Consider the following 18,184-nt stretch of genomic DNA (forward strand, 5'->3'; position numbering starts at 1 on the left):
CCGGTCAGCCGGCGGCCGGCGGGGGGACGTCGCCGGGCCCGGCCGGCTGCGGCCTGGCCTTCTCCTCGACCCGACGGGCCACCTCGGCCGCGACGGCCTCGGTGAACGACCCGGTCGACTCCTTGCCGCCCAGGTCGGGCGTCCGCACCCCCTCGCGCAGCAGGTCGAGGGTGGCGTTCTTCACCGCCTGGCCCAGGCTGATCTCGCCGATCTGGTAGAGCAGCATGGAGAACGCCAGGAAGATGGCCGTCGGGTTCGCCAGCCCCTTGCCGGCGATGTCCGGCGCGGTGCCGTGCGCGGCGTCGAACAGGGCGACGCGGACCACGGCCGAGGCGTCGAACGCCAGGTTCGCGCTGGCGCCGATGCCGAGCGACCCGGCCAGGCCGCACGCCATGTCCGACAGGAAGTCGCCGTATTCGTTCAGCACGAGCACGATCTGGAACTTCTCCGGCGCCATGATCAGCTTGCCGAGCATCGCGTCGAACAGCTCGACGTTGTGCGGCACCTCCGGGAACTGGCCGGCGACCTCCTTGGCGACGGCCTCGAACAGGCCGTCGGTCGCCTTCTGGATCGTGTACTTGGACGAGCTGGTCACCTTCTTGCTCGTCTTGCGGGCCAGGTTGAAGGCGTAGCGGGCCGCCTCGCGCACCGGCCGGCGCTCGACGATCCGCAGGCTCACCGCGCCGTCGTCGCCGATCATCCGGCCGGGGTCGTCGTAGGTCCCGCCGGTCGCGATCCGGACGATGTCCAGGTCCAGCTCGCGCCGGAAGTTGGTGGGCACGCCGGGGATCGTGTAGACCGGCCGGTGGATCACCGAGAGGTCCAGCCGGCGGCGGAGGATCGCGTTGGGGCTCTCCTCGGTGGTCGCCGTCGGGTGCTTCAGCGCGACCTTGGTGTCGAGGATCTTCTCGACCGTCTCGTCGTAGATCGCCTTGCCGCGGGCCCGGCGGTTCTCGACCCGGAGGTCGACCGGGAGGAACTCCAGGTCGATGGGGAGCGACTCGGCGAGGCGGTGCACGGCGGCCGACAGCTCGGCGCCGATGCCGTCGCCGAGCAGTTCCGTGACGCGATAGGACGGGCGGTTCATCGACTTCCTCTCTCGTCTCGCAGGCGGCGTCTCCCGACGGATCATCCGGGGCCTGGCGCGCCCCACGCCCATTGTAAGCCCCAGGCCCCGCCCCGCGAAGGCGCGAGCGACGAATCGCGGGACGGCCCGTGAGCTTCAGCGCGGCAGTTCGAGGACTTCCAGGCGCGAGGGGGCGGCGGGCTCTCGGAAGACGCGCTGGACGGCCTTCTGGAAGTCCTCGGGCCGGGCGGAATAGACGTCGACGAACTTCTGGGGGTTGCGGTCGACCAGCGGGAACCAGGTGCTCTGGACCTGGATCATCAGCCGGTGGCCGGAGCGGAAGGTGTGGGCCACGTCCTGCATCGTGAAGCTCACGGCGGTCGGCTGATTGGGGGCGAAAGCCTCGGGGGAGCCCAGTCCGTCGCGGTAGCGGCCCCGGATGACGTCGCCGCGGACGAGGCCCTGGAAGCTCGCCAGGGGCGTCCCCTCGGTGGTCTGGCCGGCGTGGTCGTCGGGGAAGACGTCGACCAGCTTGACGATCCAGTCGGAGTCGGTCCCGCTGGTCGAGACGTGGAGCTTGACCCGGATCGGCCCGACGAGCGTCAGGTCCTCCGCCAGGGGCTCGGTCTGATAGACCAGGACGTCGGGGCGTCGCGAGGCGAACCGCTGGTCCTGAATCATGTAGTCGCCGGTCATCCGGTTGGAGACGGCCTCGATGAACGGGACGGGCTTCGCGGGGTCGCTGACGAACTCGTCGTACGCCGGCCCGGTCGACGGCTCGGGCGGGGTGAAGCTCACGCGGCCCTCGGCGGCGAGGTGGAGCGTCTTGGGCTTGGCCGCCTTGGGGGGCCAGGCGTCGAACGAGCGCCACTGGTTGGTGCCGGTCTCGAAGACGCGGGCCTCGGGGGCGTCCGCGTCCCCTTCGCCCTTCAGGTGGGCCTGGAAGAAGGGGGACTCGATCTGCTCGCGGTAGTACTCGGCCGTCTTGGAATTGAACGCGATCGGCCCGAGCGACGCGCCGTCGCCGCCGGCCCAGCCGCCGTGGAGCCAGGGGCCCATCACCAGCACGTTCGTCGCCTTGGGGCTGGAGGCCTCCACGGCGCGGTAGGTCTCCAGGGGGCCGAAGAGGTTCTCGGCGTCGTACCAGCCCCCCACGTTCAGCACGGCCGGCTTGACGTTCTTCAGGTGGGGCCGGATGTCGCGGGCCTTCCAGAAGTCGTCGTAGTCGGCGTGCTTCATCATCTCGTTCCAGAACGGCACGTCGCCCTTGAAGTGGCGGGAGTCGGCGTTGGAGAGAGGGCCCAGGTCGAGGAAGAAGGCGTAGCCGTCGGGCTTGTCGTTGTACATGTAGCGGTCGAACGCGTTCCGCTTCACGGGCTCGGGCCGGGGGTGGCCGAAGCTCGACATGAAGTTGAACGCGTGGGCCAGGAAGAAGGCCCCATTGTGGTGCCAGTCGTCGCCGGCGAACCAGTCGGCGATCGGGGCCTGCGGCGACGACGCCTTGAGCGCCGGGTGGGCGTCGATCATGCCCATGGACGTGTAGAAGCCGGGGTACGAGATCCCCCACTGGCCGACCTTGCCGTTGTGGCCGCCGACGTTCTTCAGGAGCCAGTCGATCGTGTCGTAGGTGTCGGTGCTCTCGTCGACCTCCACGGCGTCGGTCTTGATGGGCCGGTGGGGACGCATGTTGACGTACTCGCCCTCCGACATGTAACGCCCGCGCACGTCCTGATAGGCGAAGATGTACCCGTCGCGGCTGAACAGGGGGGAGGGGCCCAGCTCGGAGCGGTAGGCGTCGGCGCCGTAGGGGGCGACGCCGTAGGGCGTGCGGTTGAGCATCACCGGGTAGAGCTTCGCCCGATCCTTGGGGACGTAGACCGCCGTGAACAGGCGGACGCCGTCACGCATCGGGATCAGGAACTCGTACTTGGTGTAGTTCGCCTGGACGTACGACGCCTCCTCGGCGACCGCCGTCGCCGCGGGGAGGAGGACCGAGGCGGCGAGGGCCGCGATCAGCAGTCGACTCGAACGGACCGACGTCATGCGATTCTCCCCGCCCGGGGGCGGCTCCGGTTCGTCGGGATTCGGGCCGGCCCCGACCGAGGAGAAGGGGGGCCGAGCCGCTTGGCCGACGAACCAGGGTACGGGAATCGCCCGGCCGGTGTCAGCGCCCCAGTCCCAGCCGGGCCCGGTGGTAGGCCAGCCGGTCGATGGGCGTCATCCGGCCGAAGTCCGGGAGGCCGCCCGCCGACGCGTCCGGCGTCGAGACCCCCTCGTACGCCCGGGTGGACTGCGACTCCGTCACCAGCGGCCGGGGCGCGGCGTGGAAGCCGCTCCCGTTCGATGCGTGGGAGACGCTGCCATTCCCCTTCCCATTCCCGTTCGCGGACGTCGCGTGCTTGCCGTTGCCGTTCGCCGAGGGGATCGCCGCGAAGAGGCTCGGCGAGGGTGCGGGCGTCGGGGCCTCGGGCTGCGACGCGGGGACGGCGACGGTCTTGCCGCCGGCGTAGCTCATGGACTGCGATGTGACTTGGAGGTCGTCCTCAAGCGATCGGATCGGGGCCACGCCCAGCTTGGCCAGCACCGCGTGGTACGCCTTCACGGCGTCGACCGGCTGGATCACCCCGTCGACGATCAGGCGGAGGAACTGCACGAAGGCGAGCTGGTTCTCGGCGTGGTTGATCTTGCGGCCGAAGAGGGCGACCTTGGCCCCGTGCTTCTGGGCGTCGTGCAGGAGCTGGAAGGCGTCGCGGGTGGTGCCCGACGAGCCGCCGAGGATGCCGACGACCAGCTGCCGGTCGAACCGGACCAGCTCCTCCATCGCCTTCGGGCCGTGGTAGACGATCTTGAGGAAGGCGGGACGCCCGGCCGGGGCGACGCCCGCCAGCATCCGGGTGATCATGTCGTTCAGGTAGTGCGGCAGGGTCTCGGGGGCCAGGCCGGTGGCGACGTTGGGGTCGAAGACCTCCAGGAAGTAGCGGAAGCCCTTGCGCTCGGCCTCCTCGCGGAAGTCGTGGAAGCGCTCCAGCGTCTCGATGTCCCGGCGCAGGTCGTTGTTGAACGTGACGCTGTAGAGGCCCAGGTTCGCGCCCATCGAGCGCTCCTCGGGCTTGCAGTCGAGGTGGCCGCACATCGCGTGGTCGAGGCTGGCGGTGCGGAAGGGGAGGGCGGGCTGCGAGGCGTACGAGGCCCCTCGCGCCAGGTGGATGTCGGTGGTGTCGTTGGCGCGGATGGCGGGCGTGACGTGCGAGTCGGCGAACAGCCGCTCGCCGAACGTCAACGCATAATTGGAGCTGGCCGACATGAGCATGATGTCGACGAGGCCCTGGCGGGTGATCAGCCGCATCTGCTCGCGGTACTGCTCCAGGGTCTTGAACCGGACCTCGCCGGCGTGGAGCTCGGGCGACGCGCCGGGCGCGCCGAGGCCCAGGGCCATGTCGGCGTCTTTGGCGTCGGCCAGGATGAACTCCCGGCAGTCCGGGTTCGCGTGGATCGCGGCGAGCTTGCGGTCGAGCGACTTCATCATCTCAGCGGCCCCCTCGGCCGTAGCCTTTGCCGTTCGCGTTGCCGTTGCCGAGCCCCGAGACCGTCACGCGCGAGGCCGCGCCGACGATCGGACCGCCGCCCCCTCCGCCGCCCATCGTCACGCGGACGGGGCGGGGGCCGGATTCGGCGGGCTTGCTCGGGGCCGCCGGGACCTTGCCGGCGGCCTTGGGATTGACCTTCAGGACCTGATCGATCGTCTCGCGGAGCACCTGGGCCGAGCGCTGCAGGGCCGAGGCCTCCTTCGTCCAGAGCTCGATCTCGGGCCGGGCGACGACCCCCGCGCGGCCGACGACCGTGGGGACCGAAATGCAGACGTCGCGGATCCCGTACGGGCCGTTCACCAGCGACGAGACCGGCAGGATCCGCCGCGAGTCGAGCGCGACGGCGTGGACGACCTCGCGGATCGCCAGCCCGACGGCGAACCCCGCGCCCCCCTTCAGCTTGATGACCTCGGCGCCGCTGGCCTTGGCCCGGGCGAAGAGCGACTCGCCCAGCGAGGGCGTCCATCCGGGGAACTTGTCGAGCGGCATCCCGGCGGCCTGCGCGGCCGACCAGATCGGCACCATGCTGTCGCCGTGCTCGCCCAGGATCGTCGCCGTCACCTGCGTCGGCGGCAGCTTGAGCGCCTCGGCGATCAGGCTGCGGAACCGCGCCGTGTCGAGCTGCGTCCCCAGGCCGATCACCTGCGAGGCCGGCAGGCCCAGCCGGGTCGTCGCCAGGTAGGTCAGCACGTCCACCGGGTTCGAGACGACCAGGACGATCGCGTCGCGCTTCAGCCCGGCGGCCTTCACCTGGTCGAGGATGTTCAGGAACAGCTCGACGTTGCGGTTGATGAGGTCGAGCCGGCTCTCGTCGGGCTTGCGGCGGAGGCCGGCGGTGATCATCACGAGGTCGCTCTCGGGGATCGCCTCGTAGCCGGTCGAGCGGATCACCTGGTCGGCCGTCAGCGACGAGCCGTGGAGCAGGTCGAGCGCCTGCCCCTTGCCGAGGTCGGCGCTGACGTCGATCAGGTCGAGGCCGCTGACGATCCCGCCGCACTGGAGGGCGAACGCCGCGCACGAGCCGACCAGGCCGCCGCCGCCGATGATGCTGACTTTCATGAGAACGCCGTCCTCGGGATGTCTCGATCCGCTCGACTGTTTCAGATGGCGATGCGGGGAATCGGGCCGGTCACTTCGCCGAGCCGTTGAGGGCGCTCATGACCTGGTCGGTGATCGACCGGACGAGGGCGTCGACGTCGGGGCCGCCGGAGTGGCCGTTGCCGTTCGACGATGCCTTGGCGGCCGGGGCGTGGGCCGCGCCGGTGGAGCAGCCGCAGGCCGAGGTCTCGCCGGAGGGGGTGGATTCGTTGAGCAGCTTGGGGTGGATGAAAACCTTGGGCTCGGGGCTGAAGGAGCCGTACCCTTCGCGGAACAGGCTGTTGCCGCAGAGGTCGCAGTTCTCCAGGCCGCGGGTGAGCCGGGGATCGGGGATGCCCAGGCCCGGCTTGAGCTTGATCAGCTCGGCCGCCTTGTCGTCGCCGTAGTAGTTCACCCGGCCGAGCTGCTTGGCCAGGATCAGGATCCGGCAGTAGGCGTCGATGATCTCGGTCTTGAAGTAGGCGTCCTCCAGGTCCACCCCCAGGGTGAGCGTCCCGTGGTTGGCCAGCAGGATCGTCTCAGTGTCCTTGACGTACGGCAGGATCGTGTCGGCGAACGCCTGGCCGCCGGGGGTCTCATATGGGGAGATGGCGATCTCGCCCAGGAAGACTTCGATCTCCGGGAGGACGCACTTCGGCACCGGCTCGCGGGCGACGGCGAACGCCGTGGCGTGGGGCGGGTGGCAGTGGACGCACGAGCGGAGGTCCGGCCGGGCCTTCAGCGCGGCGAGGTGCAGCAGCATCTCGCTCGACCGCTTGCGCTTGCCGGAGACCTGGCCGCCGTCCATGTCGATGATGCAGAGGTCGTCGGGCTTCATGAAGCCCTTGGAGACCCGCGTCGGCGTGCAGAGGACGCGGTCCTCGCTCAGGCGGTAGCTGATGTTGCCGTCGTTGGCCGCCGCGAACCCCTTGTTGTAGATCCGACGGCCGATCTCGCACATCGTCTCCCGCAACTTCCACTCGTTCATCGCGCTCATGGCCGTTCCTCGCTTCGCCGTCGGGGGATTGTCGTCTCGGTTTGGTCCGTGGGGATGCGTGTAGGCTTCAGAAGGAGATCGCGTCCAGCAGGCACGCGCAGTAGCCGTCGACGGGGGTCTTCTGCTTGCCGAACGGGTTGGCGGCCTCGCGGCCCTCGCTCAGCCCGATCAGGTCGCCGAGCCCGACGCCCAGGCGGTCGTAGGCCACGACCTCCTCGCCGCGCGTCGGGGCGCCGTCGCGGAGCGCCTCCAACGTCATCGGCAGGACGATCGGGAATCGGCCGCCCCGCAGGTTGGGATGGGACCGCGACAGCGTCACGCGGCCCACGACCTCGGCGATCCTCATGCCGTCCCCCGTTCGTGCTCGTGTTCGTACTCGGCCGCGATCAGGTCCCGGGGCGCCCCGGCCCTGCGGAACGCGGTCGCGAGCTGCTTGATCCAGGCGATCGACTTGCCGGCCGGGTCGACCACGATCAGGTTGGCGCCCAGCGTCCCGGTGGCCCGGTGGACGTCGGCCGGCTCGTTCGCGAACGCCGCGCGGACGCCGTGGGCCCGGCAGGCCCGCCAGACGGCCGTGGCCCCATCGGTGGTGACGAAGATCGCGCCTCGCCCTTCGCCGTCGGACAGCCATTCGACGACCGCGTCGACCGACGCCTCCAGCTCGCGCCAGAGGCCGGAGTCTTCCAGGAACGACCGCTGCAGGGCGCCCAGCCAGCCCGCGCCGGGCTCGACGGCGAACGCCCACTCGCCCTTCGCCGCGGCGGCGACGTCGGCCGCGCCGGCGAGCCGGACGTCGATCCCGCGACGCTTGAGCAGGTCGCGGGCCAGGGGAGTGATCACGGTCCCGGCGGCGACCCGGACCGACCGAGCGTCGGCCGGCAGGGCCTCCGCGTGCCGGAGCGCGAACAGGCGGTCGGCGAAGACCGGCTCGCCCTTCGCCGGCGCCGTCGCGGCCCGCGCCGGCGGCCGGCTCGGGCCGAAGAGCCCGGCCAGGACGGACCGCACGGCCTCGTCGACGGCGCGGATCGGGTCGAGGACGTGCGAGGGCGCGAAGGCCGGCGTCGGGCTGGCGCCCGGGGCCGGGGCCGTCGCCCGCCTCATCGTCTCGGATCCGTTCCAGGTCGCCTGGGTCATCGCGATCGTCCCGCCTTGCTTCTCGTCCACGTTCTCAAAGGTCGTCCGGGAGGCCGAGCACGCACCAGCGTCCGGGCGTCTCGCGGCCGAGCATTTCCTGAAGGCTCGCCCCGTCGTTCGTCAGGACGACCCGGTCCCCCTTGCGGGCCCCCAGCCGGTCGAAGGCGAGCACGGGCTCGCCGTCGGGCCGGCCGTCGATCGATTCGAGCTGGACGACCAGGAGCCGCTCCTTCTCGAACGACGGGTGCTTCAGGGTGGAGGTCGCCGTGGCGACGATTCGGCCGAGCTGCATCGGGCGGGCTCCCTCGCGGTCGGGTCAGGAGAAGCGGAAGCCGCCGGCGATGGCCGTCCGCCGCTGGCGGCAGAAGGTCAGGGGGGTGGTCACGCCCTCGCCGGTCGGCCCGGCGATGGAGAACGACGGCACGGCCTCGCCCCCCAGGCCGTCGAGGCTGGAGCCGTTGACGACGAAGATGGTGCAGTCCATCAGCTTGCCCATCCTGGCCATCACCGCCACGTCGCGCGAGTGCAGGACCGCCGTGTGGCCGTAGCCGTGCTCGCTGGCGTGGGCCAGCGTCAGGGCCCGGTCGACGTCCGGCACCTTCACGAAGGGGACGAACGGCATCATCTGCTCGACCTGGACGAACGGGTGGTCCGCGCCGGTCTCGCCGTAGAGGAGCTGCGTGGAGGCCGGGATCTTGACCCCCGCGTGGGCCGCCAGGATGGCCGGGTCCTTGCCCACCAGCTCCTTGCGGACGTGCGGCTTGCCGTCCGACCCGTTCTCGAAGGCCGCCCGGGTGAGCGACTCGATCTGGGGGGCGGTCAGGCGGAAGCCCTGGTACTTGGGCATGGTCTCCATCAGCCTGTCGAAGATCGAGCCGACCGCGAAGACCTGCTTCTCGCCGATGCAGAGCAAGTTGTTGTCGAACGCGGCGCCCTCGACGATGCAGCGGGCGGCCTGGTCCAGGTCGGCCGTGGCGTCGACGACGACCGGCGGGTTGCCGGGCCCGGCGACGATCGCGCGGCGCTTGCTCCCGAGGGCCGCGCGGGCGACCGCCGGGCCGCCGGTGACGACCAGGAGCTTGACCTTCGGGCTGGCGAACAGGCCGCTGGCCGTCTCGATGGTCGGCGGGTCGATGATCGTCAGCAGGTTCTCCAGGCCGGTCGACTCGGCGATGGCCTTGTTGAACTTCTGGACCCCCAGGGCGGCGATGGCCCGGCCCGAGGGGTGGGCGTTGAAGACCACCGTGTTGCCCGCGGCCAGCATGTTGATGGCGTTGGCGGCGAGCGTCGGCAGGCTGTGGGTGACCGGGGTGATGGACCCGATCACGCCGAACGGGGTGTAGTCGGTGAAGGTCACGCCGGCGTCGCCGCTTGCGTTGTCCGTCCGCAGGTACTCGACGCCCGGGATCAGCGGGATCGAGACCTTCAGCTTGGCGATCTTGTGGTCCAGCCGGCCGATCTGCGTCTCTTCCAGCTCCAGCCGGCCCAGCTCCTCGGCCTGCTCGACGCAGATCTTGCGGATGACCGAGACGGCCTTCTTGCGGTCGAGCAGGGGGCGGTCGCGGAAGGCGTGGAACGCGGCCTCGGCCGCCGCCGTCGCCGACTCGACCGTCGAGAAGACGCCCAGGTCGCCCGACGGGCCCTTGGGCGCGCCGTTGGCGTGGCCGTTCGTCGGGGCGGGCCCGGTCCCCATCTGGGTGAGGACCTGCTGGACCACGTTGCGGATCAGATCTTCAGTGGTTTGCATGACGGACACCGGGGTTCCTGGGCTGGGGCGGAATTCAGGCGACGGGGGGCGGGGGCGCGATTCGGGCCGGGGCCGATCGCGACGATCCCGGTCGACTTCAGGATTCGGACTTGGTCGAGAAGACGACGCGGCCCCGGACGTCGACGGTGTCGACCAGGCCGATGACCACGGCGTCGATGGGGAGCTTCTCGGTTTCGGGCGTCAGACGGGCGCTCCCCCCCTGGCATACGAGCACCATCTCGTCGAGCCCCGCGCCCAGCGAGTCCACCACGACGAAAGTCCGGCCGGTGGGGACCAGGCGGTCCCCCCCCTTCTCGTCGACCCGGTAGGGCTCGACGATCAGGAGCTTGTGGCCGGTCATCGAGGCGACTTTCTGGGTCGCCACCAGGCTTCCCGTCACGCGGGCCAGGAACATCGTCGGGGGGTCCTGTGGGGGTCGGGGTCGGGAGGGCGGTCCGGCCGGCCTCGGCTCGGTCAGGCCGAGGACGACTTGCCCGAGTTCAGGAGGTCGCGGGACTGGCGGGCGACCACGATCTCCTCGTTGGTCGGCACGGTCCAGACCTGCACCCGCGAGCCTTCGGTCGAGATCCGGCGCTCGGCGGGGCCCCCGGCGTTGAGCGCGGGGTCCAGCTCGACGCCGAACCAGGCCAGGTCGCGGCAGGTCTTGGAGCGGATCAGCGACGAGTTCTCGCCGATGCCGCCGGTGAAGACGATCGCGTCGGCCCCGCCCAGCTCCAGGAGGAAGGCCCCCAGGTAGTGGCGGATCGAGGCGACGAAGACGTCGAGCGCCAGCTGGGCCCGGACGTCGCCGGCCGCGGCGGCCGACTCCACGTCGCGGACGTCGCGCGCCCCGCAGATCCCCTCCAGGCCCGACTTCTCGGCCAGGACGTGGAGGACCTCCTCCAGGCTCTTGCCCGTCTCGCGGAGCAGGACGGGGAGGGCGAAGACGTCGAAGTCGCCGACGCGGTTGTTGTGCGGCAGGCCGGACTGCGGGCTCATCCCCAGGCTGCAGCCCACGGAGGCCCCGTCGCGGATCGCCGCCAGCGACGAGCTGCCGCCGAGGTGGCACGAGATCACCTTCAGGTCGGTGCGGCCCAGCAGCTCGGCCGTCCGCCACGAGATGTAGCGGTGGCTCGCCCCGTGGAAGCCCCAGCGGCGCACCCCCAGGGTGGTCGCCCACTCCTCGGGGATGGCGTAGCGCTGCGAGGCCTCGGGGATCGTCCGGTGGAAGCCGGTCTCGAAGGCGGCCACGAGCGGCAGCCCCGGGAACCGGCCGCGGAGCATCCGCATGGCCTTGGTGTACGGCGGGTTGTGGGCCGGGGCGACGTCGGCGAACGCCTCCATGGCCTCCAGCACCGCGTCGTCGACCAGGTGGACCCCGGTCAGGTTGCGGGCGTGGACCGCCTTGAAGCCGATCGCCGAGACCTCGGAGGCGTCGGAGAGGACGCCGGTCGTCGGGTCGGTGAGCTGCTCCAGGCAGAGCTGCACCGCGTCGCCGTGATCGACGACCGTGCGCGACGACTCCGCCGCCCCCTTGGCCGTCTTGAACGAGACGCTGGACGAGGGCGAGCCGATGCGGTCGATCGCCCCCCGGGCCAGGACCGGCTCGGCCGGGTCGCCCAGGTCGAACAGGCGGTACTTGAAGCTGGTGCTGCCCAGGTTGGCGACGAGGACTTTCAACGCGAGCCCCCCAGGTAGGCGCGGAGGATCGCGGCGCCGGGCCGCGGGATGACGTGGGCCGCGCGGAGTTCGCCGGCCTTGGCCGCGGCCTCGGCCCCGGCCTCGACGGCGGCGCGGACGCTGCTGACGTCGCCCCGGACCATCACGCTGACGACGCCGCCGTCGAGCTTGATGATCGGGGTGGCCAGCTCCACGGACGCCGCCTTGAGCATGGCGTCGACCGCGTTGATCAGGCAGACCAGGCCCATCGTCTCGATGAGGCCCAGCGCTTGGCCGTTCATGATCTCGGCTCCCTGTCTAAGTGAGTGTTCGGTCTGTGGGGAGGGGGCCGGATCTCAGCCCAGGAACGTGCGGAGGACCGCCGCGTCGGGCCGGGGGATGACGTGGGCGCTGACCAGCTCGCCGACGCGGCTGGCCGCCTCGGCCCCCGCCTCGACGGCGGCGCGGACGCTGCCCACGTCGCCGCGGACCAGCGTCGTGATGAACGAGCCGCCCACCGAGACCTTGCCGGCCAGGGTGACGTTCGCGGCCTTGAGCATCGCGTCGGTCGCCTCGATGACGCCCACGAGCCCCTTGGTTTCGATCAGTCCGAGCGCCTCGCCGTTCATCCCCAGGCTCCCGTTGCTCCCGCGAGTCGCGGGCTTCTGTGCCGTCGCCATCTGTGGAAGCTCCTTCTCAGCCGTTGGCCTTGGCGGGGGCCGCCGCGGCCTTGTTCCCGAAGGAGAGGATGCCGCCGAGGTCCTCGTGCGGGCGGGGGATCACCTGGACGCTGACGACCTCGCCGATCCGGCTGGCCGCCGCCGCGCCGGCGTCGACCGCCGCCTTCACGGCCGCCACGTCGCCGGCCACGAACGCCGTCACCAGGCCGCTGCCGACCTTGTCCCAGCCGACCAGCTCCACGTTCGCCGCCTTCAGCATGGCGTCGCTCGCTTCGACGAGCGCCACGAACCCCTTGGTTTCGATCATTCCGAGCGCTTCGAGGGATGCAGAGGCCACGGGGGCCCTCCTTCCGCGGGTGGGTTCAGGAAACTATCGACCGCTTCGATCCGATCCGATGCGACGCCAGGCGATCAGGCCTTCGTCAGGATCACGTTGCTGGCGTGCGCCAGGTCGCACGCGTTGGCCTCGTCGGTGTCGATGTGGACCTCCAGCTTCCAGTCCGGGTGGGTCCGCACGAGCAGGCCCTCCAGCGTGCTGGGGCAGGGGCTCTCGACCCGCATGTTCATCCGGTCCAGGTGCTTCACGCCGTAGTACTCGGCGTCCTTCGGGCCCATGTGCACGTGCCGCTCGGCCCGGATCACCCCCTTGGGCATCACCAGCGACCCCTTGGGGCCGATCAGCAGGCAGCCCGGCGTGTTCTCGATGTCGCCCGAGAGCTTCACCGGCACGTCGATCCCCAGGCTGATGGCGTCCGTGAACGCCAGCTCCACCTGGCTGAACTTGCGGCAGGGGCCCAGGATCCGCACGCCGGGGATCATCCGCTGGCGAGGCCCGACCACCGCCACCGTCTCCTCGGCGGCGAAGTCGGTGTCCTGGTACAGCCGCTTCATCGGCGTGAGCTGATGCCCCTTGCCGAAGAGGACGTCCACGTCCTCCTGCGTCAGGTGGCAATGCCGGGCCGAGATGTTGACGATCACCTTCGGCGGCCCCGCCGCGCCGTTCCCGTTGCCGGCGGACGGGCCGCCGGCCGGGGCGGCGCCCAGGCTCTTGAGGATGATCGACCGCACCAGATCCTCGATCTGCTCGCGGTTCGCCGTCGCCGTCGCGCTCATGCCTCGGTCCTCTCGTCGGTCTCGGTCGCCTTGCCTGGGAGTCCCGCCGCCGCCTTGCCGCCCGGCCCGTCGTGGCCGTTGCGGCCCTCGAGCCCGGCCGTATGCACGATCACCCCGGCCGCCTCGAGCATCGCCCGCTGCGCCTCGGGGGTCCGGTCGTCGCAGACCAGCCGCGTCACCTCGTCCAGCCCGCAGAGCCTCGCCAGGGCCAGCCGGCCGAACTTGGTCCAGTCGGCCGCGATGACCACTTCCTGCCCGCACGCCATCATCTGGCGCTCGGTCTCGACCAGCAGCAGGTTCGAGTTGTACACGCCGTCGGCCATGATCCCGCCCGCCCCCAGGATCGCCTTCCGCACCCGGATGCCCTGCATCATCGCGATCGCCAGGGGGCCCAGGGCGACGCCCGTCCTCGGGTAGACGTAGCCCCCGATCAGGATCAGGTCGGTCTGGTGGCTGGCCGCCACGAGCTGGGCGATCGGCAGGCTGTTCGTCACCACCTGGACGTGGATCTCCCGCGCCAGGAGCGCCCGGGCCACCTCCAGCGTCGTCGTCCCGCCGTCCAGCAAGACCGTGTCGCCGTCCTCGATCAGCGCCGCCGTCGCCTCGCCGATCGCCCGCTTCTCGGCCATCGCGGTGTGCGTCCGCTCGTCGAAGGCGGGCAGCGCCCGGACCTCCCCCGAGTAGACCGCACCGCCGTGCGTCCGCTTCACGGCGCCGGTGAGGTCCAGCGTCTCCAGGTCGCGGCGGACCGTGCTCTCGGAGACGTTGAGCGCCTTCACCAGCTCGTCGAGCGTCGCGTAGCCCTGCTTCGTGATCAGCTCGCGGAGCCGTCGACGACGCGTCTCTGGCAGCATGGAAGACTCGTTCTGGTTGGATTCTGGCACGACCAACGAAATCAAGTGTCCACCGTGGCGGGAGAGCTGTCAAGAACTTTCATCGTGCTTGACGGAATTTGATCGAGTCTTGACGGAATCTTCTCATTGGCCGGGCCGCGCCCGCATCGCCGGGCCCCGCCCGTATAATGGCCCGTCCCTCCGTGACCCGACCCCCGATCCTTCCGCCTGAGGCGTCCATGCCGGAACTCCCCGAGGTCGAGACCATGGTGCGCGGGCTCCGGCCCGCCCTGGAGGGGCGCGCGGTCCTCCGAATCGAGCTGCACGACCCGACAATGCTCCAGGGTTGCACGTCTGGGGAGTTCGCGGCGCGTGGCGTCGGGGTGCGGGTCGCGAGGGTGGGGCGCCGGGGCAAGTGGGTCGTCGTCGAGCTGGCCGACGACACGGGGATGATCGTCATTCAGCCCCGGATGACTGGAGGCTTTTGGCTCGTCGATCCCCCCCGGCCGGAGCACGTCCGCCTGACGTTCCGACTGGCGGGACCCGAGGCGTCGGTCTGGTTCTGCGACGCCCGGAGGCTGGGCCGGATCCTCTGGTTCGACGGCCCCGACGCCGCCGAGGCCGCTTTCGCCCGCGCCCACGGCCCCGACGCCCTGGCCATCGCCCGCGACGACCTCGCCGCGCGTCTGAAGCGGACCGGCCGGGCGATCAAGCCGACGCTCATGGACCAGAAGGTGCTCGCCGGGATCGGCAACATCTACGCCGACGAGATCCTCTTCCAGGCCCGCCTCAACCCGCTCCGGGTCGCCGCCGAGCTGACCGCGCGCGAGGTCGACCGCCTCCACGCCGCGATCCTCCCGGTGCTCGCCCGGGCGATCGAGGCCGAGGGGTCCAGCTTCGACGCCGGCTACCGCACGGTGCTGGGCCTCGAAGGGGGCTTCCTCGCCGTCAACTCGATGTACGGCCGATGGGGGAAGCCCTGCCACGGCTGCGGCGCCCCGGTCCAGAAGTCGAAGATCGCCGGGCTCATCGGCCGGCCCACCTACCACTGCCCGAAGTGCCAGCCCCTGCGCAAGCCCCGGTCGCGGCCCTCGAAGGTCTGACGACGTGGGCGTTCAGGGCTTCCAGACGCCCGCGTACTTCTTGCGGTACTTGGGGTCGGTCTCGGTGGCGATCAGGGCGAGGGCCGTCTCGCGGATCGACGCGTCCCCGCTCTGGTCGTGGAGCTTGCGAAGCCCCTGGACGATGTCGAACCGGATGAGCGTGGCGTTCTTCTCCGAGGCGCAGTCGGCGAAGCGCCCGGCCAGGCGATCGACCACCATCCGACGCTGGGGGTCGCCGGCGAGGCCGACCTTCCAGAGCGCCAGCAGGCAATGCCGGGCGGTGACGAACTTCTCGTCGCGGGTGACGTTTAGCAGGGCGTCGAAGTCGTCGAGGATTCGGCCTTCGGGATCGCTCTTGGCCAGGTTGCAAAGGAGCTGCGAGGCGATCGCCCGCAGGCGGTTGTCCTTGTGCGTCAGCCCGGCGACGAGGTCGTCCCACGCCTCGTAGGCCCAGTCGACCGGCCCCTCGGCCGCGGCCAGGAGGGCCTCGAAGGCCCGCCCCTGGACGGCGCGGTCGCCGGATCGGATGTCGTCCATCTTCGCCCTGACGTCCTCGTCCATCGGTCGCCCTCCCCGGGGATCGGCGGCCCGCGTCGATCGCGCGCCGGCCAGGGCGCATCGGCCCGATCGCGGCGAAACTTGAGGAAGCGGGAATGCGAACCGGCCCGAGCTTCGAGGGTCCCGCGAGGGACGATCGAGGCTCGGGCCGGATTTTCGGGCGGGCCGCCTTGGGGCCGGCGCGGGCGGATCAGTTCTTGGACTTGGCGGCCGCGCCGGGGGCGAGGTCGCCGGTGCCGGCGAGCTTGGCGGCCTTGAACTCGTCGGCCGTCATCTGCTTGACCGTCCGGTTGTGCATCAGCACGGGGCCGCCGGAGGTGGGGACCTCCTTGGCGTAGGCGAGGACGGCGTCGGCCGGGTCGGTCGTGGCCGGGCCTTCCATGACGTCCTGGATCTCGACCCCGGCGCGGCCGATCACGTCGCCGTCGCGGAGGGCCTTCAGGCCGAGCGGGGCTATCTGCTCGAGCGGGGCGAAGTCGGCGACGGTGGCCGCGGGCTTCTTCTTGGCGAACGCGAACTGGCGGTACATCTCGCCGACGTCGTTCAGCACGAACTCGGTCTTGTTCTCGGCGGTGAGCGGGGCGGCCGTCTCGCCGCAGCCGGCGAGCGTCGCGACGAGGCCGAGGGTGAGTGCGAAAGCGGCAAGGTGGTGGGATCGCATGGAGCCTGGTCGTCCGAATCGGAAGGGTGAAGGGGGGAAATGGAAAGAGACGGCCCGGGGCGAGCCGTCTCTCCGATCCAAGCGTGTCGAGCGGGACGGGCCCGATCAGTAGGCGTCGGAGCTGACGATCTCGCCGCCGGCCTTGGTGCCGAGGCCCAGCCAGGCCTGCGGATTGATCGAGTCCTTGATGAACCGGACCGAGCCGTCGGCGAAGCCGACGTTCACGCCGCCGGAGTGGTAGCTCCGGGCGGCGAGGTGGCCGTTGTTGAAGGCCGACCCGAACACGCCGCAGTCGTAAAACTTGGAGTTGGGCGTCAGCGTATGGTTGAAATACCCGGTCATCGGCAGGTTGCGGTAGTACTGCTGGCCGCGGTAGACGATCCGGGTGTAGTAGCCGCTCATGCCGTAGGTGCAATTGGGGGCCACGCCCAGGTCGCCGTCGTTGATGATGTAGACGTTGAGCTGGTCGCCGGTCGGGATGCCGCCGATGAAGCCGCCGACCGAGGTGCTGGAAGGCGCCTTGCCGCGGCGGGTCTCGGAGAAGGCCGCCGTGTTGCTGGTGCCGTCGGTGACGGCCGCAACCGTGACGGGGATGGCCCGCTGCCAGCCGGGGTAGACCCTCGGGGCCGCCGTGTCGATCGTCACGTTAAAGATGCCGGCCCGCGCCGTGTTGGCCTCCCACGAGGCGACGCCCGTGCCGAGCCGCTGGGCCGCCGTCGCCCCCAGGCTCGCGACGTAGTTCGCGTATCCCATGTCCGAGAACTTGGTGTTGATCGGGTCGGACGGGCAGACGTAGGCCGAGACGATCTGGCTCTGCGCGGTGAAGTTGATCGTTCCAGGGCCGTAGAGGTTCTGGCACCATTCGAAGTTGAAGGCGCTGAAGGCGTTGTTCAACTCCAGAAAGGGCAGAAGCTGGGTCAGCACATTTGGCCGGCCGCCGCAACCGCTGTTGCCCGGATCGGTCACAGGCTGGTTGTAGGCCGGTCCGAAGCCCGGGGTGTAGCCGCCCGAGGCGGACTCGGCGTTGGCCAGGGCCAGGCCCATCTGCTTCAGGTTGTTGGTGCACTGGGCGCGGCGGGCGGCCTCGCGGGCCGACTGCACCGCGGGGAGCAAGAGCGCGATCAGGACGGCGATGATGGCGATGACCACCAACAGCTCAATCAATGTGAAACCACGGCGACTGGGTCGCTTTTGCATGCGTGCAGATCCTGTGTCAACAAGGGATGGAATAAGAGGCGTGCCGTCGGGACGGCGACGCCGGCAAGGCGGAGGGTTGGACGGCTTCGGCGCTCGTCCGCTTTCGGTCCGACCAGGACGAGCAGCCCAACGCGAGAACCTCGGCGGAGCAACACGCGGGAGCAGGATCGTCTCGATTCGCGACGAGCCCGCGGTCGCTGCGGAGGCAAACAGGGCCGGTCCGACTTGACCTAAGCGACTCTTAAGGATTGCAGTTTTCGTGCCAATCATTGTGGCACGCCTGCTCGAAGAGTAGACCAGGCTCGTGTCCGCCCCGTCGCGGCTGCGGCCATTGAGTCTACATCTAGTTGATAATCTGAAGAGATTCAGAGTTTCAAGTTGATGTTCCCATGATGTTTAGGAAGACGAGGCTCCTCGGCCGGCCGCGGCCTCGAGCCGGAATCTCGGACCGATCGGGACACCTGTCGCAACCCAAAGTGGGACGAGTCTCGGGCCGTTCGAGGGCCGGGATCGGCGGTCTGGCGAGCGATCCCGGTGTTGGAGAGTCAGGTTCTGGGCGTTGTTGCCCAGGAGTCAGGCAGTTTACCCGTCCGGTCATCGACTCGCAGATCCCGAAGTCGTCACGTTGTGCATTGCGGAGACTCTGGGGGCCCTTCCGAAGCGTTGGCTGCCAGGCTGGTGCCCCCATCCTGGAACGGAAGTCATCGCTTCGTCTAGTTATCGCGGCGGCCCGGCCCGGCCGGGGCGGGGACGGGGCTGGACGCGCGCTGGA

Annotated in this window: 19 protein-coding genes and 1 pseudogene; 1 reads left to right on the top strand and 19 read right to left on the bottom strand. The window is 70.3% G+C overall.

The window, feature by feature from the left end; all coding sequences use genetic code 11:
* Positions 1 to 4: 4 nt before the first annotated feature.
* The 16 genes and pseudogenes from G6O68_RS28410 to G6O68_RS28485 form a co-directional block, all read right to left on the bottom strand.
* Complete coding sequence (locus tag G6O68_RS28410) at positions 5 to 1,087, bottom strand: isocitrate/isopropylmalate family dehydrogenase (RefSeq protein WP_165252531.1); 1,083 nt, start codon at positions 1,085 to 1,087, stop codon at positions 5 to 7.
* Between the two features lie 135 nt (positions 1,088 to 1,222).
* Positions 1,223 to 3,109: a CocE/NonD family hydrolase gene (locus tag G6O68_RS28415; protein ID WP_165252533.1), complete on the bottom strand. Its 1,887-nt coding sequence runs from the start codon at positions 3,107 to 3,109 to the stop codon at positions 1,223 to 1,225.
* A 121-nt stretch (positions 3,110 to 3,230) separates the two neighbouring features.
* The gene (locus tag G6O68_RS28420) at positions 3,231 to 4,592 is read right to left on the bottom strand and encodes a hypothetical protein (RefSeq protein WP_165252535.1); all 1,362 of its coding nucleotides are present in this window, start codon (positions 4,590 to 4,592) and stop codon (positions 3,231 to 3,233) included.
* Positions 4,593 to 4,791: 199 nt separating this feature from the next.
* A pseudogene (locus G6O68_RS28425) lies at positions 4,792 to 5,712 on the bottom strand (lactate/malate dehydrogenase family protein); the annotation flags it as partial.
* Positions 5,713 to 5,782: 70 nt separating this feature from the next.
* A complete protein-coding gene (locus tag G6O68_RS28430) occupies positions 5,783 to 6,727 on the bottom strand; it encodes a class II aldolase/adducin family protein (RefSeq protein ID WP_165252539.1) in 945 nt (314 codons plus the stop codon).
* 67 nt (positions 6,728 to 6,794) lie between these two features.
* Positions 6,795 to 7,073, bottom strand: a complete 279-nt coding sequence (locus G6O68_RS28435) for a EutN/CcmL family microcompartment protein (RefSeq protein WP_165252541.1) — start codon at positions 7,071 to 7,073, stop codon at positions 6,795 to 6,797.
* Positions 7,070 to 7,891: a hypothetical protein gene (locus tag G6O68_RS28440; protein ID WP_165252543.1), complete on the bottom strand. Its 822-nt coding sequence runs from the start codon at positions 7,889 to 7,891 to the stop codon at positions 7,070 to 7,072. The genes G6O68_RS28435 and G6O68_RS28440 overlap by 4 nt, the downstream gene beginning before the upstream one ends.
* A 4-nt stretch (positions 7,892 to 7,895) precedes the next feature.
* Positions 7,896 to 8,153: a EutN/CcmL family microcompartment protein gene (locus tag G6O68_RS28445; protein WP_165252545.1), complete on the bottom strand. Its 258-nt coding sequence runs from the start codon at positions 8,151 to 8,153 to the stop codon at positions 7,896 to 7,898.
* A 24-nt stretch (positions 8,154 to 8,177) separates the two neighbouring features.
* Positions 8,178 to 9,608, bottom strand: a complete 1,431-nt coding sequence (locus G6O68_RS28450; RefSeq protein WP_165252547.1) for an aldehyde dehydrogenase — start codon at positions 9,606 to 9,608, stop codon at positions 8,178 to 8,180.
* A 97-nt stretch (positions 9,609 to 9,705) separates the two neighbouring features.
* Positions 9,706 to 10,023, bottom strand: coding sequence for a EutN/CcmL family microcompartment protein (locus G6O68_RS28455; protein WP_165252549.1), 318 nt, complete (start codon positions 10,021 to 10,023; stop codon positions 9,706 to 9,708).
* Between the two features lie 59 nt (positions 10,024 to 10,082).
* A complete protein-coding gene (locus tag G6O68_RS28460) occupies positions 10,083 to 11,288 on the bottom strand; it encodes an acetate/propionate family kinase (protein ID WP_165252551.1) in 1,206 nt (401 codons plus the stop codon).
* Positions 11,285 to 11,569 (bottom strand): BMC domain-containing protein, encoded by a 285-nt coding sequence (locus G6O68_RS28465; protein WP_165252553.1) that lies wholly within the window; start codon positions 11,567 to 11,569, stop codon positions 11,285 to 11,287. Before G6O68_RS28465 ends, G6O68_RS28460 begins: the two co-directional genes overlap by 4 nt.
* Positions 11,570 to 11,623: 54 nt before the next feature.
* Positions 11,624 to 11,947 carry a BMC domain-containing protein gene (locus tag G6O68_RS28470; RefSeq protein ID WP_315852144.1) on the bottom strand — a complete coding sequence of 108 codons (324 nt, stop codon included), beginning with the start codon at positions 11,945 to 11,947 and terminating at the stop codon, positions 11,624 to 11,626.
* A 16-nt stretch (positions 11,948 to 11,963) separates the two neighbouring features.
* Positions 11,964 to 12,254: a BMC domain-containing protein gene (locus tag G6O68_RS28475; protein ID WP_165252555.1), complete on the bottom strand. Its 291-nt coding sequence runs from the start codon at positions 12,252 to 12,254 to the stop codon at positions 11,964 to 11,966.
* 104 nt (positions 12,255 to 12,358) lie between these two features.
* Positions 12,359 to 13,060, bottom strand: a complete 702-nt coding sequence (pduL, locus tag G6O68_RS28480) for a phosphate propanoyltransferase (protein ID WP_165252557.1) — start codon at positions 13,058 to 13,060, stop codon at positions 12,359 to 12,361.
* Positions 13,057 to 13,914 (bottom strand): DeoR/GlpR family DNA-binding transcription regulator, encoded by an 858-nt coding sequence (locus G6O68_RS28485; RefSeq protein WP_165252559.1) that lies wholly within the window; start codon positions 13,912 to 13,914, stop codon positions 13,057 to 13,059. The genes pduL and G6O68_RS28485 overlap by 4 nt, the downstream gene beginning before the upstream one ends.
* A gap of 218 nt (positions 13,915 to 14,132) precedes the next feature.
* Here G6O68_RS28485 and mutM point away from each other — a divergent pair, with 218 nt between their 5' ends.
* Positions 14,133 to 14,996 (top strand): DNA-formamidopyrimidine glycosylase, encoded by an 864-nt coding sequence (gene mutM, locus G6O68_RS28490; protein ID WP_165252561.1) that lies wholly within the window; start codon positions 14,133 to 14,135, stop codon positions 14,994 to 14,996.
* Between the two features lie 12 nt (positions 14,997 to 15,008).
* On the opposite strand, the gene G6O68_RS28495 is transcribed toward mutM, so the two are convergent.
* The 3 genes from G6O68_RS28495 to G6O68_RS28505 all read right to left on the bottom strand — a co-directional run bounded on the left by G6O68_RS28495 (position 15,009) and on the right by G6O68_RS28505 (position 17,412).
* Complete coding sequence (locus G6O68_RS28495; protein WP_165252563.1) at positions 15,009 to 15,557, bottom strand: hypothetical protein; 549 nt, start codon at positions 15,555 to 15,557, stop codon at positions 15,009 to 15,011.
* A 187-nt stretch (positions 15,558 to 15,744) separates the two neighbouring features.
* On the bottom strand, positions 15,745 to 16,215 hold the full coding sequence (locus G6O68_RS28500) for a hypothetical protein (protein WP_165252565.1): 471 nt from the start codon (positions 16,213 to 16,215) through the stop codon (positions 15,745 to 15,747).
* Positions 16,216 to 16,320: 105 nt separating this feature from the next.
* Positions 16,321 to 17,412, bottom strand: a complete 1,092-nt coding sequence (locus G6O68_RS28505; RefSeq protein WP_165252567.1) for a DUF1559 domain-containing protein — start codon at positions 17,410 to 17,412, stop codon at positions 16,321 to 16,323.
* Positions 17,413 to 18,184 lie beyond the last annotated feature (772 nt).

Origin of the sequence: Paludisphaera soli (genome assembly GCF_011064595.1) — a bacterium.
Lineage (GTDB): Bacteria > Planctomycetota > Planctomycetia > Isosphaerales > Isosphaeraceae > Paludisphaera > Paludisphaera soli.

Coding starts and splice junctions, on each gene's coding strand:
- G6O68_RS28465 (WP_165252553.1), bottom strand. CDS start 11,569: ATGAACGGCCAAGCGCTGGGCCTCATCGAGACGATGGGCCTGGTCTGC.
- pduL (WP_165252557.1), bottom strand. CDS start 13,060: ATGAGCGCGACGGCGACGGCGAACCGCGAGCAGATCGAGGATCTGGTG.
- G6O68_RS28475 (WP_165252555.1), bottom strand. CDS start 12,254: ATGATCGAAACCAAGGGGTTCGTGGCGCTCGTCGAAGCGAGCGACGCC.
- G6O68_RS28450 (WP_165252547.1), bottom strand. CDS start 9,608: ATGCAAACCACTGAAGATCTGATCCGCAACGTGGTCCAGCAGGTCCTC.
- G6O68_RS28495 (WP_165252563.1), bottom strand. CDS start 15,557: ATGGACGAGGACGTCAGGGCGAAGATGGACGACATCCGATCCGGCGAC.
- G6O68_RS28430 (WP_165252539.1), bottom strand. CDS start 6,727: ATGAGCGCGATGAACGAGTGGAAGTTGCGGGAGACGATGTGCGAGATC.
- G6O68_RS28470 (WP_315852144.1), bottom strand. CDS start 11,947: ATGGCGACGGCACAGAAGCCCGCGACTCGCGGGAGCAACGGGAGCCTG.
- G6O68_RS28415 (WP_165252533.1), bottom strand. CDS start 3,109: ATGACGTCGGTCCGTTCGAGTCGACTGCTGATCGCGGCCCTCGCCGCC.
- mutM (WP_165252561.1), top strand. CDS start 14,133: ATGCCGGAACTCCCCGAGGTCGAGACCATGGTGCGCGGGCTCCGGCCC.
- G6O68_RS28420 (WP_165252535.1), bottom strand. CDS start 4,592: ATGATGAAGTCGCTCGACCGCAAGCTCGCCGCGATCCACGCGAACCCG.
- G6O68_RS28445 (WP_165252545.1), bottom strand. CDS start 8,153: ATGCAGCTCGGCCGAATCGTCGCCACGGCGACCTCCACCCTGAAGCAC.
- G6O68_RS28435 (WP_165252541.1), bottom strand. CDS start 7,073: ATGAGGATCGCCGAGGTCGTGGGCCGCGTGACGCTGTCGCGGTCCCAT.
- G6O68_RS28410 (WP_165252531.1), bottom strand. CDS start 1,087: ATGAACCGCCCGTCCTATCGCGTCACGGAACTGCTCGGCGACGGCATC.
- G6O68_RS28455 (WP_165252549.1), bottom strand. CDS start 10,023: ATGTTCCTGGCCCGCGTGACGGGAAGCCTGGTGGCGACCCAGAAAGTC.
- G6O68_RS28485 (WP_165252559.1), bottom strand. CDS start 13,914: ATGCTGCCAGAGACGCGTCGTCGACGGCTCCGCGAGCTGATCACGAAG.
- G6O68_RS28500 (WP_165252565.1), bottom strand. CDS start 16,215: ATGCGATCCCACCACCTTGCCGCTTTCGCACTCACCCTCGGCCTCGTC.
- G6O68_RS28505 (WP_165252567.1), bottom strand. CDS start 17,412: ATGCAAAAGCGACCCAGTCGCCGTGGTTTCACATTGATTGAGCTGTTG.